14 protein-coding genes are annotated in these 17,369 nt (G+C 65.1%); 7 read left to right on the top strand and 7 right to left on the bottom strand.

Going from position 1 to position 17,369, the window contains the following annotated elements:
- Positions 1–22 precede the first annotated feature (22 nt).
- Entirely contained in the window at positions 23–1,297 is a 1,275-nt protein-coding gene (locus XI09_RS14175; protein WP_271567377.1) for an acyl-CoA dehydrogenase family protein, read from the bottom strand.
- Between the two features lie 212 nt (positions 1,298–1,509).
- On the opposite strand from XI09_RS14175, the gene XI09_RS14170 reads away from it, so the two are divergent.
- The gene (locus XI09_RS14170) at positions 1,510–2,289 is read left to right on the top strand and encodes an enoyl-CoA hydratase-related protein (RefSeq protein WP_271567376.1); all 780 of its coding nucleotides are present in this window, start codon (positions 1,510–1,512) and stop codon (positions 2,287–2,289) included.
- A gap of 260 nt (positions 2,290–2,549) precedes the next feature.
- On the opposite strand, the gene XI09_RS14165 is transcribed toward XI09_RS14170, so the two are convergent.
- The 3 genes from XI09_RS14165 to XI09_RS14155 are packed head-to-tail and all read right to left on the bottom strand — an operon-like array spanning position 2,550 to position 4,702.
- Complete coding sequence (locus XI09_RS14165; RefSeq protein ID WP_271567375.1) at positions 2,550–2,927, bottom strand: DUF6285 domain-containing protein; 378 nt, start codon at positions 2,925–2,927, stop codon at positions 2,550–2,552.
- Positions 2,928–2,930: 3 nt separating this feature from the next.
- On the bottom strand, positions 2,931–3,917 hold the full coding sequence (locus XI09_RS14160; protein WP_271567374.1) for a phosphotransferase family protein: 987 nt from the start codon (positions 3,915–3,917) through the stop codon (positions 2,931–2,933).
- A complete protein-coding gene (locus XI09_RS14155; RefSeq protein ID WP_271567373.1) occupies positions 3,914–4,702 on the bottom strand; it encodes an enoyl-CoA hydratase/isomerase in 789 nt (262 codons plus the stop codon). The genes XI09_RS14160 and XI09_RS14155 overlap by 4 nt, the downstream gene beginning before the upstream one ends.
- Positions 4,703–4,869: 167 nt before the next feature.
- Here XI09_RS14155 and XI09_RS14150 point away from each other — a divergent pair, with 167 nt between their 5' ends.
- From XI09_RS14150 to XI09_RS14135, 4 genes are all read left to right on the top strand, one after another.
- The gene (locus XI09_RS14150; RefSeq protein WP_271567372.1) at positions 4,870–5,649 is read left to right on the top strand and encodes an SDR family NAD(P)-dependent oxidoreductase; all 780 of its coding nucleotides are present in this window, start codon (positions 4,870–4,872) and stop codon (positions 5,647–5,649) included.
- Between the two features lie 130 nt (positions 5,650–5,779).
- On the top strand, positions 5,780–6,160 hold the full coding sequence (locus tag XI09_RS14145; RefSeq protein ID WP_271567371.1) for a VOC family protein: 381 nt from the start codon (positions 5,780–5,782) through the stop codon (positions 6,158–6,160).
- A 287-nt stretch (positions 6,161–6,447) separates the two neighbouring features.
- A complete protein-coding gene (locus tag XI09_RS14140; RefSeq protein WP_271567370.1) occupies positions 6,448–7,725 on the top strand; it encodes an acyl-CoA dehydrogenase family protein in 1,278 nt (425 codons plus the stop codon).
- A gap of 132 nt (positions 7,726–7,857) precedes the next feature.
- Entirely contained in the window at positions 7,858–8,475 is a 618-nt protein-coding gene (locus XI09_RS14135) for a flavin reductase family protein (RefSeq protein WP_271567369.1), read from the top strand.
- Between the two features lie 171 nt (positions 8,476–8,646).
- On the opposite strand, the gene yghU is transcribed toward XI09_RS14135, so the two are convergent.
- Positions 8,647–9,528: a glutathione-dependent disulfide-bond oxidoreductase gene (yghU, locus tag XI09_RS14130; RefSeq protein ID WP_271567368.1), complete on the bottom strand. Its 882-nt coding sequence runs from the start codon at positions 9,526–9,528 to the stop codon at positions 8,647–8,649.
- Between the two features lie 524 nt (positions 9,529–10,052).
- On the opposite strand from yghU, the gene XI09_RS14125 reads away from it, so the two are divergent.
- Both XI09_RS14125 and XI09_RS14120 read left to right on the top strand, forming a co-directional pair.
- The gene (locus XI09_RS14125) at positions 10,053–11,186 is read left to right on the top strand and encodes a nitronate monooxygenase (protein ID WP_271567367.1); all 1,134 of its coding nucleotides are present in this window, start codon (positions 10,053–10,055) and stop codon (positions 11,184–11,186) included.
- A gap of 116 nt (positions 11,187–11,302) precedes the next feature.
- The gene (locus XI09_RS14120; RefSeq protein ID WP_271567366.1) at positions 11,303–12,820 is read left to right on the top strand and encodes an acetyl-CoA acetyltransferase; all 1,518 of its coding nucleotides are present in this window, start codon (positions 11,303–11,305) and stop codon (positions 12,818–12,820) included.
- Between the two features lie 147 nt (positions 12,821–12,967).
- Here the strand turns inward: XI09_RS14120 and XI09_RS14115 are convergent, their stop codons facing one another.
- Positions 12,968–14,164 carry an efflux RND transporter periplasmic adaptor subunit gene (locus tag XI09_RS14115; protein WP_271567365.1) on the bottom strand — a complete coding sequence of 399 codons (1,197 nt, stop codon included), beginning with the start codon at positions 14,162–14,164 and terminating at the stop codon, positions 12,968–12,970.
- Positions 14,151–17,330: an efflux RND transporter permease subunit gene (locus tag XI09_RS14110; protein WP_271567364.1), complete on the bottom strand. Its 3,180-nt coding sequence runs from the start codon at positions 17,328–17,330 to the stop codon at positions 14,151–14,153. The genes XI09_RS14115 and XI09_RS14110 overlap by 14 nt, the downstream gene beginning before the upstream one ends.
- Positions 17,331–17,369: the final 39 nt, after the last annotated feature.

The raw sequence follows: 17,369 nt of genomic DNA, 5'->3' as shown, positions 1-17,369 counted from the left end.
CAGGGACGCTTAGCAACGAGAGCTAATGCTTCCCCGGTCCCATATATCCGAACAAGAACCCTGCCACCTTGCGCATCTGGATCTCCTCGCTGCCTTCCGTAATGCGGTAGCGGCGGTGGTGGCGGTAGATGTGCTCGAACGGCTTGTGGCGTGAGTAGCCCATGCCGCCGTGGACCTGCATGGCGCGGTCGGCGGATTCGCAGCAGAGGCGGTTTGCCCAGTAGTTGCACATCGAGACACGGTCGGAGAGCGTGCGCTCGATCTGCTCCTCGGTGAGCTGGTCCATCTCCCAGGCGGTCTTGCGGATCAGAAGGCGCAGCATCTCGGCCTGCGTCGCAAGCTCAACCAGCGGGAACTGGATCGCCTGGTTCTCGGCGAGCGCCTTGCCGAACGGTTTTCGCTCGCGCGCATATTTGACGCTTTCGTTGATGCAGTAGACGGCGGCGCCGAGCGAGCTAGCGGCCTGGCGGATACGGTTCTGGTGCACGAAGCATTGCGCCAGCGACAGGCCGCGGCCGACCTCGCCGAATAGCGCATCCTCAGGCACGAACACATCGGTGAAGCTGACGCGGGGATGATCGGTCGGCATGTTGAAGGTCCACATGTACTCCTCGATCCTGACGCCGTGGCTCTTGGCCGGCACCAGGAAGCAGGTGATGCCGCGCGCATCGCCATCATTGCCCGAGGTGCGCGCGAACAGCGCGCAGTGGGTGGCGACATGCATGCCGGTCGTCCACATCTTCTCGCCGTTGATGATCCAGCCCTTGACGTTGTCGCGGGTCACCGGCACCGCCCGCGTCTCCATGTGGGTCGCGTCGGAGCCATGATGCGGTTCGGTGAGGCCAAAGGTGATGCGGTACTTGCCCTTGATCGAGCCGTCGATCATCGCCTTCTGGTCGTCACGGCCATAACGGTCGAGCATGGTGACAACAGGGAAATTGCCGACGATGGAATGCTCGTTCTGAAGGTCGTTGTGCAGGCCGAGACCCTTGGCGGCAAAATGCTCACGGATCACCGCCATCCAGAGGTTGGAGCCGTCCTTGCCGCCATACTGCTTCGGCACCGGCAAGCGCAGATGGCCGGCGGCGTCCGCGAGATCCTTGGCCTTGCGCAGCAAGGCCTCCCACTCGTGGCGCGGCAGACCGCCATTCTCGAAATCGGTGCGCGCCCATTCGCGGCGATGATCGAAGAAGCGGATGTTGTCGTCGGCCGCTTCCAGCGGCTTGATCTCGCGTTCGATGAAACGGTCGAGCTCTCCGAGATAGGCGACGAGATCTGTTGGCAATGAGAAATCCACGGCTCTCTCCCGGATGATTTTTTCGTTTTGCGTTAAGGCGCTAACCGCGCGTTTGCTTCGCACGATTAAGGTGAGAAGAGCACGCGCAAGTCAAGCAAGCCGAGACGTGCCAGCTACGCAAGGCGCGCCCGCGCAATTCGATGGTGCTCCAGCGCTTGCGCGCGCTAGTATGGCGGCAATATTCCTTCAGGAGAAAACGCGGGGAGCGATCGATGGAGCTGAAATTTTCCAAGGTGGACCGCAAGGGACCGATCACGATCGTCACGCTGTCGCGGCCCGAGGTCTACAATGCGCTGCACACCGACGCGCATTTCGAGCTCCAGAAGGTGTTTGACGATTTCTCGGCCGATGCCGAGCAATGGGTCGCGATCGTCACCGGCGCCGGCGACAAGGCGTTCTGCGCCGGCAACGACCTGAAGTGGCAGGCGGCCGGGGGAAAACGCGGCTGGGACAAGGGCGGCTTTGCCGGCCTCACTGCGCGATTCGACTGCGACAAGCCGATCATTGCCGCGGTGAATGGTGTCGCGATGGGCGGCGGCTTCGAGATCGCGCTCGCCTGCGACCTGATCATCGCCTCGGAAAACGCCACCTTCGCCCTGCCCGAGCCGCGCGTTGGGCTCGCCGCGCTCGCCGGCGGCCTGCACCGGCTGCCGCGGCAGATCGGGCTGAAGCGCGCCATGGGCATGATCCTCACCGCGCGCCATGTCAGCGCCAAGGAAGGGCTCGAGCTCGGCTTCGTCAACGAGGTGGTGCCGCAGGGCGAGGCACTGACGGCCGCGCTGCGCTGGGCGGAGATGATCACCAAGAACTCGCCGATGTCGATCCGGGCCTCGAAGCAGACCATCCAGAAGGGCCTCGCCGTCTCGCTGGAGCAGGCGATCGAGGAGCAGCGGGAATATCCGGCGGTGAAGGCGATGGTGGCCTCGCAAGACTACATCGAGGGCCCGAAGGCGTTCTCGGAGAAGCGGCCGCCGAAATGGGTGGGGAAGTAGGGGCCTTTCTCGCCGCCGTCATTCCGAGGCGCGCCCTCTTGGGCGCGAACCCGGAATCTATTGGGTGGCAGAGACCGCGGATAAATGGATTCCGGGCTCGTCGCTTCGCGACGCCCCGGAATGACGGCGGATAGAGAAGTCCCCTCCGCATCAACACCGTCATTGCGAGCGCAGCGAAGCAATCCAGAATCTTTCCGCAGGAACACTCTGGATTGCTTCGTCGCAAGGGCTCCTCGCAATGACGGCGGATGCAGCGCCGCCTACCCGTCTCGCGACAGCTCGCGCTTGTAGGAGGCGTAGTTCGGCTGGTCGACCGCAAGCTTGTCCATCGTGGTCGCCCACAGATGCTCGGCGAGACCCGGCGTCGCGAGGTCGAGCTCGCCCCTGGCGATGCGATCGGCCAGCAGCCGGTTGAGGTCCGTCAACGAGCCGTCAATGCCGAGCAGTGCACGCAGCCGCTCCACCTCTTTCGCATCGTTCCCCTGCTCCTGCGTCAGCTGCCGCGTGACGAGGTCGAGGATGTTGATGGCGACGCGCAGCTTGAAGGCCTGGTGGCCGGAGATCAGCGGCGCGATGTCGCTGCGGAGGAAATCGGCGACTGACTTGGTCAGCTCGACCGGTGTCGGTTCGTCCTGCATGCGTCAGCTCCCGCGCGGCGCCAGAAGCCGCAACAGATCGATCTCGGTCTCCGAGGCACGGCGACCAATCATGGCGCGCTCCATGGAATGGTCCGGCCCCTCGCGGAAGCGCTGCATCATGCCGCCGCACATGATGCCCCAGCGCAGCGTGCCCATCACTTCCCAGAACTTGACCCGCGCGGGATCGCATTTGCGCCCGGCGGCCTCGTAGCCCGCGAACAGCTCCTCGCGCGAGCCGAAACCGCCGACCGGCTTGTCGATCTCGCCGAAACGCCAGGAGTTGACGCAGACCCAGCCGAGATCCTCCATGGGATCGCCGAGGTGCGCAAGCTCCCAGTCGAGCACGGCGCGGACGCCATCGGCACCGATGATGAGATTGCCGTTGCGGAAATCACCATGCACCAGCGTCTCCTCGGCCGAGGGGCCGGGATCGTTGTCGCGCAGCCAGCGTAGTGTCAGCTCGAACACGGGCTTGGGCCAGTTCAGGCTGCGATAGTCGCGCTCGAACTCGCCGATCTCCTTCGCCGCGGTCATGCGTCGCAGCTCGGGCAGCTTGTCCAGCGGCAGACTGTGCAGGCCCGCAAGCACGCCCCCGATCTGCCGCGCCAGATGCGGTCGCGCCGCCGCGAACTCGTCGTCGCGCAAGATCTTGCGCGCGATGGTCTCGCCCTCGACCCGCTGCATGATGAAGCCGGTGCCAAGATCGTCCACGGCCGTCAAGACATGCATCACGCGCGGCGACGGTACGCCGGCCTCATAGGCAAGCTGCATCAGTTGCGCTTCGGCGCCGAGCCCCGCCGCGCGCGTTGGAGCTGCGCCATACCCCTTCGGTGAGCGGCGCAGGATCGCGCCGATCGGTCCATCGGGATGCACGATGTCGAAGCGCCAGGTTTCCTGGCTGGCACCGCCGGACAGCTTGGCCGCGCCGGTGACGCCGGTCGCCCCTTCGCACCAGCGCGCGACGCTGCGGGAGAGTTGCGCTTCGATCATTTGCCCTTGAACTGCGCCGGGCGCTTCTCCAGGAACGCGCCGACGCCTTCACGGAAGTCCTGCGTGTCGCCGGCGCGAAGCTGGCACTGGAATTCGAGATTGAGCTGATCCTCGAAGGAATTTTCCGCACTGTCCCAGTAGAGCTTGCGGATCAGCGACAGCGCAACCGTCGGGCCGCTGGCAAGCTCGCGCGCGAGCTTCATCGCCTCCTCCATCAGCACACCGTCATCGTAGACGCGGTTGACGAGGCCCCATTCCAGCGCCTTCTCGGCCGGGAGCCGCTCGCCCATCAGCGACAGTTCGATCGAGCGGGCCCGGCCGACGAGGCGCGGCAGCAGCCAGGTCGAGCCGCAATCCGGCACGAGGCCGATACGACGGAAGGCCTGAAGGAAATAGGACGAGCGCGCGCACAGGATCATGTCGCCGAGCAGTGCGAAGCTCATGCCAGCGCCCGCCGCCGGGCCGTTGACCGCGGTGACAATGGGACAGTGCAGATTGCGGATGCGGCGCAGGAACGGGTGAAAGCCGGTCTCCAACGTCAGACCGGCCTTGGTCTTCTTCGACTGGTTGTTGCGGCCCTGAAGATTAGCGCCCGTGCAGAACGCCCGCCCCGCGCCGGTCAGCACGACGCAGCGCACCTCGTCCTTCTTCTCCTCGATCGCATCGAGCGCGTCGGCGAGGCCGCCCAGCATGTCCACGGATACCGCGTTCATCACCTCCTGATGGTCGAGCTTGAGGATCGCGACCGAACCATCGAAATCGAGCGTGACGTGTTTGAACTGCATGGTTTCCTCGTCAGTTGCGGCCTGTGTCAGTTTCGCAGACCGGAATTAGTTTTGCCGGGGCGCATATTTGATTTTTGGCGCGGTCTTGTCCATGGTGATCAGAGCATAGCAAGCAATCTTGCGCGCAGCGGCTGATGCGCGTCATGCCAAGAAACGGGAAATGCGCCATGAACCTTTTCGACCTCTCCGGCCGCGTTGCCGTGATCACCGGCGGCAATGGCGGCATCGGGCTCGGCATCGCGCAGGCACTGGCCGGCCAAGGCTGCAACGTTTCGATCTGGGGCCGCAATCCTGACAAGAACAACAGCGCTGCCGCGAGCCTGGCGGGCCTTGCCGGCAAGGTGGATAGCCGCGTCTGCGACGTCACCGATCCGGCCTCGGTCAATGCCGCGATGAAGGCCACGCTCGACACCTTCGGCCGGGTCGACGGCTGCTTCGCCAATGCCGGCATCGGCGGCGGTGGCCGGCGCTCCTTCATCGAGCGCACCGAAGAGGAATGGCGCACGATGTTTGCGACCAATCTCGACGGCGTGTTCCACGCGTTCCAGGCAGCCGCCAGACACATGACCGACCGCGCCAATGCCGGCGATCCCTTCGGCCGGCTGGTGGCGACCTCGAGCCTCGCCTCGATCTTCGGCACCGCGCGCAACGAGCACTATGCCGCGACCAAGGCTGCCATCAATGCGCTGGTGCGCGCGCTCGGCGTGGAGCTGGCGCGCCACGGCGTCACCGCGAATGCGATCCTGCCCGGCTGGATCAAGAGCGACATGACCGCGGGCCTCATGGCCAACGACAAGTTCGTCGCCAATGTGATGCCGCGCATTCCGCAGCGCCGCTTCGGCGAGCCCGGCGATTTCGGCGGCATCGCCGTGTATCTGATGAGCAAGGCCTCGTCCTATCACACCGCGGATACGTTCGTGATCGACGGCGGCTATACCGCGTTTTGATATCTCGTAGGGTGGGCAAAGGCGCTCTTGCGCCGTGCCCACCAGAAACATTTTCGAAGGTCGTGGTGGGCACGCTGCGCTTTGCCCACCCTACGCTTCTCGTTTTGTGAGCGCAGAGGGGACAGGGCAAATGTTTTCCCACATCATGATCGGCACCAACGACCTGGACAAGGCCAAGGCGTTCTACGACCAATTGCTCAGCACGCTCGAGGTGCGGCCGGCCAAGGTCGACGGCCATCGCATCTTCTACTTCACCAAGACCGGCGTGTTCTCGGTGACGAAGCCGATCAACGGCGAGCCGGCGACCTGTGCGAACGGCGGCACCATCGGCTTTGCCGCCAACTCGCCTGAGCAGGTCGACAAGTGGCACGCCGCCGGCGTCGCTGCCGGCGGAACGCCGATCGAAAATCCGCCCGGCATCCGCGAGGGCGCGGGGAACAAGCTTTATCTCGCTTACTTGCGCGACCTCGACGGCAACAAGATCTGCGCGATGCACCGGATACCGAACTGATTGCTCCAGGACGCTGTCATTCCCCGCGAAAGCGGGGAATCCAGTACGCCGCGGCTTCTCCGTGAGTCGCTGACGTCACGGAGTACTGGATCGCCCGGTCAAGCCGGGCGATGACAACGGTGAGCGCGGCCCGCGGGTGCCACATCACTCCGTTCAAACAACATTTCAAACACCTCGCGAAATTCCATCACATGGCATGGGCCGCGTGAAAAAATGCGCGCTCGCACTTTGGCGGCGCTGCGATTATTCTCCCGCCCAGTACGATCTCAGTGCCCCCGGGAGGAACAATGACAAAACACACCTACATACCCCGCACCACCAACTACACCCTCAATCCCGGCGACGAGCTCAACGACCTCAGGATGTCGGACCAGGTCCGGCCGCTATACGATCACGTCAGGAAGTTCATACGCGACACCGTCGAGCCGATGTCGATCGAGTTCGCCAAGGCCGGCGAGAGCAAGCAAGACCGCTGGAGCTTCACGCCGAAGCAGCTCGAAGTGCTCGAGGTCGCCAAGAACAAGGCCAAGAAGGAAGGCCTCTGGAACTTCTTCCTGCCCGATGACGAGACCGGCCAGGGCCTGAAGAATCTCGACTATGCCTATATCGCTTCCGAGCTCGGCAAGAGCCCGCTGGCCTCCGAGACCATGAACTGCTCTGCGCCCGACACCGGCAACATGGAGGTGCTGGAGCGCGTCGGCACCAAGGAGCAGAAGGAGAAGTGGCTGAAGCCACTGCTCAACGGCGAGATCCGCTCGGCCTATGTCATGACCGAGCCGAACGTCGCCTCCTCCGACGCCAAGAACATCTCGACGACGGCAAAGCTCGTCGGCGACGAATGGGTCATCAACGGCGAGAAATATTACATCTCCGGCCTCGGCGATCCCCGCTGCAAGATCCTCATCGTGATGGTGAAGACCAATCCGGACGCCGCGCCGAGCAAGCAGCAGTCGCAGATCCTGGTGCCGCGCGACACGCCCGGCGTCGAGGTGCTCGGGCCCATGTACGTGTTCGGCCAGGACCACGCCCCGCGCGGCCACATGCACATGCGCTTCAACAATGTACGCGTGCCGAAGGAGAACATGCTGCTCGGCGAAGGCCGCGGCTTCGAGATCTCGCAGCTCCGCCTCGGACCCGGGCGCATCCATCACTGCATGCGCACCATCGGCAAGGCCGAGAAGGCGCTCGACCTGATGGTGCAGCGTGGCCTCACCCGCGAAGCCTTCGGCAAGAAGATCGCCCATCTTGGCGGCAACATGCAGATCATCGCGCAGGCGCGCTGCGAGATCGAGGCGATGCGGCTGATGGTGCTGAAGGCGGCCAAGGCCATGGACGTGCTCGGCAACAAGGAAGCCCGCGTCTGGGTCTCCATGGTCAAGGCCATGGTGCCCGAGCGCGCCTGCAAGATCATCGACCAGGCGATCCAGATGCACGGCGCCACCGGCATCTCGCACTGGACCCCGCTCGCCGAGATGTACCAGGACGTGCGCCACCTGCGCTTTGCCGACGGTCCGGACGAGGTGCACTGGATGGTCGTCGGCCGGCACGAGCTGAGCATGGCGTGATCCTCTAGATGCCGTAGGGTGGGCAAAGGCGCGCTCCTCGCGCGCCGTGCCCACCATCACGGCTTCGCAAGAAGTGGTGGGCACGCTTTCGCTTTGCCCACCCTACGAGACTTTCCCTCCCACGGAGCCACCATGGAATACGCCGCCAGCGACCTGACGCCACGCGAGCGCTACAAGGTGCTGACATCCTTCATCCTGCCGCGGCCGATCGCGTGGGTGACCTCGGTCGGGCCGACCGGCGTCGTCAACGCCGCGCCGTTCAGCTTCTTCAACGCCTTCTGCGAAGATCCGCCGCTGTGCATGTTCGCGGCGAACCGCAAGCCCAATGGCCAGGACAAGGACACGTTCCTCAACATCCAGCGCACGGGCGAGTTCGTGGTCAACATCGCCGACGAGCCGCTGGCGAAGGCTATGCACGAGAGCAGCGGCGACTTTCCCCCTGAAGTGGGCGAGCCTGACTATCTCGGGCTGAAGCTCGCGCCCTCGGCCAAGATCGCCGTACCGCGGCTCGCCGACACGCCCTGGGCGATGGAGTGCAAGCTCTGGAAGATGATCGACGTCAACGACGATCGCCGGCTGATCATGGGCGAAGGCCTGCACTTCTACATCCGCGACGAGCTCTGGGACGAGGCGGCGATGCGGGTGCATATGGACCGCTATCACCCGATCGGCCGCATGTTCGCCGACCGCTACTGCCGCACGGACGACCGCGTGGTGTTTCCGGCGGCGGAGGGAGCGAAGGGGAAATAGGCCTCGGGCGCTTCTCTTACCTCGCCCCGCTTGCGGGGAGAGGTCGGATTGCATCGTAGATGCAAATCCGGGTGAGGGGACTCTCCGCGAGTCCCAATTGTCACCGTCCCCCGGGGAGACTCCCCCTCACCCCAACCCTCTCCCCGCAAGCGGGGCGAGGGAGTACAGCACCTACGATGCGGCCGGCTCGCCGATCTTGTCCTGGGTCTTGGTGTCGAAATCGCCGGCGTCGTGGCGCTCGTGGAGCTGGCTTGCGGGGTCGCCGGAGACGCGGTTGACCATGCGGCCGCGCTTCACGGCCGGGCGCCTGGCGATCTGGTCGGTCCAGCGCTGCACGTTCTTGTAGTCCTGCACGGAGAGGAATTCGCCGGCGCCGTAGACCAGCCCCTTGGCGAGCGCGCCATACCAGGGCCACACCGCGATGTCGGCGATGGTGTACTCGTTGCCCGCGAGATATTCGTTGTCGGCGAGGCGCCGGTCGAGCACGTCGAGCTGGCGCTTGGTCTCCATCGCGAAACGGTCGATGGCGTATTCGATCTTGGTCGGCGCGTAGGCGTAGAAATGGCCGAAGCCGCCGCCGAGATACGGCGCGCTGCCCATCTGCCAGAACAGCCAGGACATCGCCTCGGTACGGGTCTTGATGTCCTTCGGCAGGAAGGCGCCGAACTTCTCGGCGAGATAGAACAGGATCGAGCCGGACTCGAACACCCTGATCGGCTCAGGGCCGGAGCGGTCCATCAGCGCCGGGATCTTCGAGTTCGGGTTGATGTCGACGAACCCGCTGCCGAACTGGTCGCCATTGCCGATCCTGATCAGCCAGGCATCGTATTCGGCCCCCTTGTGGCCGAGCGCCAGAAGCTCCTCCAGCATCACCGTGACCTTCACCCCGTTCGGCGTCGCCAGCGAATAGAGCTGGAGCGGATGGCGGCCGACCGGCAGCTCCTTGTCGTGGGTGGGGCCGGCGATCGGGCGGTTGATGCTGGCGAACTGCCCGCCGTTCTCCTTGTTCCAGGTCCAGACTTTGGGCGGCACGTAGGCGGGGGCGTCGGTCATGCGGGGCTCCGGCGGAAAGATGCGTCTGCATTAATTAGCCCGCGAACGGCCAATGACAAGCCCTGCCGGCTCTGCGTCCGGCGCGGGCCTCAGGCCGGTGTCATGCATCCGACCTAAGCCGTCACCACCCTGCGCGGCCGCTCCGCCCGTGTCATCACGAACCCCTCATACCCCTTCGCCGCGACCTCGCCGCAGATCCGCCGGTAGACCCCGACGCCGCCGACAAGGAAATCGTCACCGACCAACTATTGGCCTGTTCATCGAAGACAGCGCGATCGACGCGCGTGTCGAACTGGATATCGCGGCGCAGATCAAAACGATCCGCGACATGACTCGATTGCGCAGGCGACATTTTGCGCGACGGAATGGCTCCTCGCGCGGCGTGGCGCCTATACACAAGATGCGCGGCGAAATCCGGCTTGGCATCGCCGGCGACGATGGGTTAGCGTCGCATGGCCTTCGCCAATGACAACAAGAACGCAAAGCAACAACAGCAACGCGACGGCCGCCGCCGGGAGAGAGCCATGAAATCGCCGATCTGCGACATGCTGGGCATCGACTTCCCGCTGCTCGCCTTCAGCCATTGCCGCGACGTCGTCGCCGCCGTCAGCCGCGCCGGCGGCTTCGGCGTGCTCGGCGCCACCGTGCACACGCCTGATACGCTCGAACGCGAGCTGAAATGGATCGACGACCACGTCGACGGCAAGCCTTACGGCATCGACGTGCTGATCCCCGAAAACATCTCGACCGCGGGCGAGAAGGACGTCACCTGGAAGAGCCTGGAAGCGCGCGTGCCGCAAGAGCATCGCAACTACACGCGCGACCTCCTGAAGAAGTACGACATCGAGCTGACGACCACTGAAGTGGCCGACAACCAGCCGCAGCCGTTCGACGGGAAGACGGCGCTTCAGCTGCTCGAGGTCTCCTTCAATCATCCGATCCGGCTGATCGCCAATGCGCTCGGCGTGCCGCCGAAGGCGATGATCGAGATGGGCAAGAAGCACGGCGTGCCGGTCGCGGCTCTCGTCGGCGCCAAGGAGCACGCGCTGCGCCAGGTCGCGGCCGGCGTCGACATCCTCGTGGTCCAGGGCACCGAGGCCGGCGGCCATTGCGGCGAGGTGTCGACCTTGGTGCTGGTGCCGGAGGTGATCAAGGCGATCAAGCCGATCCGCGACGTGCCGGTGCTGGCGGCCGGCGGCATCATGACGGGACGGCAGATGGCGGCCTGCATGGCGATGGGCGCAGCTGGCGCCTGGACCGGCTCGGTGTGGCTCGCAACCGTCGAGGCCGAAACCACGGAAATCTTCCGCGAAAAGATGATCGCCGCATCCTCGCGTGACGCGGTGCGCTCGAAGGGCCGCACCGGCAAGCCGGCGCGGCAGCTTCGCTCGGTCTGGACGGATGCCTGGGACCGCGCGCCGGAAAGCCCCGGTGCGCTGCCGATGCCGCTGCAAAGCATCGTCAGCCGCGACGCCTTCAACGCGATCGACCGCGCGGCGGCGGCCGGCAACGCCAAGGCGCGCGATCTCGTCAGCTACTTCGTCGGTCAGGGCGTCGGCCTGATCGACAGCGTGAAATCGGCGGGCGCCGTGGTGCAGGAGTTCAAGGAAGATTTTGCCGAAGCCGTCGAGCACATGAATGCACTGGTGGCGGAGTAGCATCCACATCGTCATTGCGAGCGTAGCGAAGCAATCCAGACTGCCGCCGCGGAAAGATTCTGGATTGCTTCGCTTCGCTCGCAATGACGAAGCAACTGATACCGTGAATTGAGGCCATGACCGACAATACCGATATCCCAGAAGACCGCATCCCCGTCATCGTCGGCATCGGCGAGATCGTCGACCGTCCCAAGGAGATCACCGCTGGCCTCGAGCCGCTCGATCTGCTCGAACAGGCGCTACGGCTCGCCGAGCAGGACGCCGGAGCAAAGCTGCTCGGCGAGGTGCAATCGCTCGACGTCGTCAACTTCCTGAGCTGGCGTTACCGCGATCCGGAGAAGCTGCTGGCGCAGCGCCTCGGGATCACGCCTTCGCATTGCTACTACGGCCCGGTCGGCGGCGAGAGCCCGATCCGCTACATCCACGAGGCGGCAAAGCGCATCGCACGCGGGGAATGCAGCGTTGCCGCGGTCTGCGGCGCGGAAGCGCAGTCGACGGCGACCAAGGCCGAGCGCGCAGGCGCAAAGCTGCCATGGACGCCGTTCGCGCATGATGTCGAGGAGCCGAAGCGCGGCGCGGCGTTCCAGAAACCGCTGGCGGTGAAGCTCGGCGTGTTCCGACCCGTCACGGTCTATCCGTTCTACGAGGCGGCCTCCTCCGCGCACTGGGGCCAGACGCCGCGCGAGGCGATGGCGGAGTCGGGGACGCTGTGGTCGCGCTATTCGGAAGCCGCCGCGAAAAATCCAAATGCCTGGCTGAAGCGACGCTATACGCCGGACGAGATCACGACGCCCACAGCGGACAACCGTCTCATCGCCTGGCCCTACAACAAGCTCATGGTCGCCAACCCCAGCGTCAACATGGGCGGCGCGCTGCTGCTCACCAGCCTTGCCAGGGCGCGCGCGGCCGGCATCGCCGAGGACAGACTGGTCTATCCGCTCGGCGGCGCCTCGGCGGAAGAGCCGCGCGACTATCTCCTGCGCGATCAGTTCTACGAGAGCCATCCGCAGAATGCGGTGCTGAAGGCCGCAATGGACCTCGCAGGCGGCGACGGCAAAGAGTTCGACGCGATCGAGCTCTATAGCTGCTTCCCCTGCGTGCCCAAGATGGCGCGGCGGACGCTGGGTCTTTCCGCCGACGTGCAGCCGACCGTGACCGGCGGCCTCACCTTCTTCGGCGCGCCGCTCAACACCTACATGACGCATGCGGCCTGCGCGATGGTGCGGCGCCTGCGCGATGGCGCCAGGCTCGGCCTGCTCTACGGCCAGGGCGGCTTCGTCACCAAGCATCATGCGCTGGTAGTATCGAAGGCGCCTCCGCGCGAGGCGCTGGCGCAGGAGACGAGCGTGCAAGGAGAGGCCGACCGCGACAAGCGCGCGGTGCCGGACTTCGTCGCGGAGGCCTCAGGCAAGGGCAAGGTCGAGAGCTTTACGGTGCTCTATGGCCGCGGCCGCGATGTCGAGCACGGTGTCGTCATGCTGCGCACGGAAGATGACCGCCGCACGCTGGCGCGGATACCGGCGGGCGATACGGCAACGCTGGCGCATCTGCTCGACATGGAGAGGACGCCGGTCGGCTCGCTTGGCGAGATCGCGATGGCCGACGATGGCGTTCCGGAGTGGCGGGTGGCTTGAGTGTCCGTGTCCCGGACGCGGTGCAGCGCGCAGCGCTGCTTCGCAGAGCCGGGACCCAGAAAGCAACACCGTGCAGTGAGGAGATATGGGCCCCGGCTCAGCGGCGCATCATTTCATGCTGCGCCGCGTCCGGGGCACGCGACTGACCTAGCTCTTCGGCGCCTGCTTTTCCGACGCGGTGGCCGGCTTGCCCTTGGCGCCGACGACGCGGACCTGATCGCCGTCGGACAGGCCGTCCGGCGGGGCGGTGATGACACGGTCATCGGCTGCGATGCCTGAGGCGAGCTCGATCTCGCGGCCGAGATCGCGGCCGATGGTCACGGTCTTGAACAGCACCTTGTCGTCCGCACCGACGGTCGCGACACGCAGACCGCTGCCGTTGAAAATCAGCGCGCTGGCGGGAATGCTGAGCGGCGCGGCGTCGCGCTGCAGGCTCAGCTTCACGCTGGCATAGCCGCCGGGCATCAGCTCTCCGCTCGAATTGTCCAGGCCAAGCTGCATGCGCGTCGTGCCGGAGGCGACGTCGACCGCCTGCGAGGAAGCCTCCACCGTCGCCTGGAAGGTCCGGTTCGGATACTCCGGCAGCGCGATGGTGGCCTTGGCGCCGATCTTGATCGCCGGCACGTAATTCTGGGGTACGTTGACATAGACGCGCAGCTTGGTGATGTCCGAGACCACGAACATCGCCGGGCCCGAGCCGCCGCCGGCGTTGATGAGCGCGCCGACGTCGGTATCGCGCGCCGTGACCACGCCGTCGAACGGCACGGTGATCTTCTTGTAGCCGGCGAGCGCTTCCAGCCGCTCGACATTGGCCTGCCCCGAATGCACCGCGGCGTTCTTGTTGGAAAGATCGGCGGTGCGCTCGTCGATTTCCTGCGCGGAGACGAAGTTGGAGGCGACCAGCGTCTTGCGGCGGTTCAGCGTTGCCTCCGACAGCCTGGCGCTGGCCTGCTGGCTGGCGAGGTCGGCGCGGGCCTGCAACAGCTGCTGATCGAGGTCGGGCGCCTCGATCTCGGCAATCACCTGCCCGGCCTTGACGCGGGCGCCGATGTCGGCGCTCCAGCTCTTCAGGTAACCCGACACGCGCGCGAAGATCGGGGCACGGTAGTAGGCTTCCAATCGGCCCGGCAGATCAAGGGTGGCGTTGAGCACCTTGGCGTTGGGCTGGGTCACGGCGACGCTGGGAACGGCCTGATCATCGGTCCATTCCTTCAACTTGGAGCCCTGCTCCTCGCGCGCGCGGATGCCGGTGCCGACGACCAGGGCTGCCGCAATCAGCGCCACCGCGCCGAAGATGCCCAGTTTCCGGTGCGACACCGGGGAGCGGGATTCAGTGGGCGACATGCGGAGTCTCCAAAGGGGCGGCGGCTTTGGCGCCCTGTTTCTTGTGTACCATGCTGAACACCACGGGAACAAACATCAGCGTGGCGAAGGTTGCAAAGATCAGGCCGCCGATCACGGCGCGGCCGAGCGGCGCATTCTGCTCGCCGCCCTCGCCGAGGCCCAAGGCCATCGGCGCCATGCCGATGATCATGGCGAGCGCGGTCATGAGGACGGGACGGAACCGGACGAAGCCGGCTTCGAGCGCGGCAGCAACGGGATCGCCGAGTTCCTCGTAGCGTTCGCGCGCAAAGGAGATCACGAGCACGCTGTTGGCGGTGGCAACGCCCATGCACATGATGGCGCCGGTGAGCGCCGGGACCGACAGTGTCGTCTCCGTCATGAACAGCATCCAGACGATGCCGGCGAGCGCGGCCGGCAGCGCCGTGATGATCACGAACGGATCGGACCAGGACTGGAAGTTCACGACGATCAGCAAGTAGATCAGCACGACGGCGCCAAGCAGGCCGAACAGCAGGCCGGTGAAGGCGCTGTTCATGGTCTGCACCTGCCCGAGCAGCACGACGGAAGATCCCTTCGGCACCTCCTTCGCGGTATCGGCGATCACCTGGCGGATGTCGGCGGCGACCGCGCCGAGATCGCGGCCCGAGGTCGTGGCGAAGATCTGCACCATCGACTGGATGTCGTATTGCGAGACCACCGCACTCGAGATCGAGCGCTTGATGTCGGCGATGCCGCCAAGGATCGGCGACTGCGAATTGCCGGTGGCGGTGATCGGCAGCGTCTGGAGCGCGCCGAGCGAGTCGATCTGGTATTGCGGCGTCTGCATCACGATCGAGTAGGACACGCCGTTATCCGGATTGAGGTAGTAGGTCGGCGCCACCTGCGAGGAACCGGCGAGGTTCACCACAAGACTGTTGGTGACGTCGCGCTCGGTCAGGCCGACATATTGCGCACGGGTGCGGTCGACATCGATATTGAAGGTCGGGTTGTTCGGCGATTGCTGGATGCGCGCATCGGCAACGCCGGGGATCTTGCGGACCTTGGCCAGCAGATTGTTGGCGTAAGCGAAGTTGGCGCTGATATTGGCGCCGCGGATCTGAAGGTCGATCGGCGCCGGCGCGCCGAAGTTCAGGATCTGGCTGACGATATCGGCCGGCAGGAACGCGAAGCTGACGCCGGGGAACAGCCGCGGCAGCTGCTCGCGCAGTTCGCGCACATGCTCATCGGTCGGCTTGTGGCCTTCCTTCAGCTTGATCTGGATGTCGCCGTCCTGCGGTCCGATCACGCCGGTGTTGTTGTAGGTCATGTTGATGCCGGAGATCGGCATGCCGATGTTGTCGGTCAGGGTCTCGATCTCGCCCGGGATCAGCTTGCGGATCGCCTTCTGGATATCGGCGAGCTGGTTCGCGGTCTCCTCGACGCGCGTGCCGACCTGGGTTCGGACATGCATCAGCATGTTGCCGGCGTCGACCGCGGGGAAGAAGTTGCGCCCGAGGAACGGCACCAGCGCAAAGGAGGCACCGACGACGCAGAGGAAGCCGATCACGAACACCGCGCGATGCGCCAGCGCCATGCCGAGCAGGCCGCGATAGAAGCCGCGGATGTGCTCGAAGCGCGCCTCGAAGCCGCGCTGGAACCAGACGAGCGGATTGCGCGACTTCGGCGGTTCGCCCTCGTGATGGACATGGGCCTGCAAGAGGTAGTTCGCCATGGTCGGCACCAGCGTGCGCGACAGGATGAACGACCAGATCATCGCGAACATCACGGCTTCGGCCATCGGCACGAACAGAAAGCGCGCGACACCGGTGAGGAAGAACATCGGCACGAACACGATGCAGATGCAGAGCAGCGAGACGAAGGCCGGCGTGACGATCTGGTTGGCGCCGTCGAGGATCGACTGCTCGACCGGCTTGCCCTGCTCCAGATGGTAGTTGATGCTCTCGATGGTCACGGTGGCGTCGTCGACGAGGATGCCGACGGCGAGCGCGAGACCGCCGAGCGTCATGATGTTCAGCGTCTCCCCGATCGCCGACAGCATGATGATGGCCCCCAGCACCGACAGCGGGATCGAGACCGCGATGATGATGGTCGAGCGCCAGCTGCCGAGGAACAGCAGGATCATGACGCTGGTGAGCAGCGCCGCGATCACGCCCTCGAAGGCGACGCCTTGAATCGCGCCGCGAACGAACACCGACTGGTCGCCGATAAATCCGATCTTCAGCGCATCCGGCAGCTGATCTTTGACGTCGACCACCTTCTGCTTGATGCCGGCGATGATGTCGAGCGTCGAGGTCGCGCCCGCCTTCAGCACCATCATCAGCACCGAGCGGTTGCCGTCGACATGGACGATGTTGGTCTGCGGCGGATTGCCGTCGCGGACGGTCGCGACATCGCGCACATAGACCATCGCGCCGTTGACGGTCTTGATCGGCAGATTGCCGAGCTCGTCGATTTTCAGCGGCGAGTTGTTGAGCTGGATGTTGTACTCGAAGGTGCCGATCTTCTGGGTGCCGACCGGCGTGATCAGGTTCTGCGCGGCCAGCGCATTGGCGACGTCCTGGCCGGACAGGCCGCGGGCCTGGAGCGCGGTCGGGTCGAGATCGATCTGGACCTGGCGCTGCTTGCCGCCGAACGGATACGGGATCGCGGCCCCCGGCACCGTGACCAGCGGCGTGCGCAGCTGGTTGATGCCGATGTCGGCGAGGTTCTGCTCGGTCAGCCCGTCGCCCGACAGCGCCACCTGGATGATCGGCACGGTCGAGGCCGAGTAGTTCAGGATCAAGGGCGGCGTCGCGCCCGGCGGCATCTGCTTGAGCAAAGTCTGCGAGATCGCTGTGACCTGCGCATTGGCGGTGCGGATGTCGACGTTCGGCTGGAAGAAGATCTTGATGATGCCAAAGCCGTTATAGGAATTGGCCGCGATGTGCTCGATGTCGTTGACCGTCGTCGTCAGCGCGCGCTGGAACGGCGTCGTGATGCGGCCGGACATCTGGTCGGGCGGCAGGCCGGTGTACTGCCAGACCACGCCGATCACGGGAATGCGGATGTCCGGGAAGATGTCGGTCGGCGTCCGCAGCGCTGCCAGCGGTCCGATGATCAGGAGCAGGAGCGCGAGCACGACAAACGTATAGGGTCGGCTCAGGGCAATACGGACCAGAGCAATCATGCGCCAGGCAATTCCAGGTCAAGCAGGGATACGGAATCC

Origin of the sequence: Bradyrhizobium sp. CCBAU 11386, assembly GCF_028128955.1 — a bacterium.
Taxonomy (GTDB): domain Bacteria; phylum Pseudomonadota; class Alphaproteobacteria; order Rhizobiales; family Xanthobacteraceae; genus Bradyrhizobium.
This window is presented reverse-complemented; position numbering and strand designations above follow the sequence as displayed.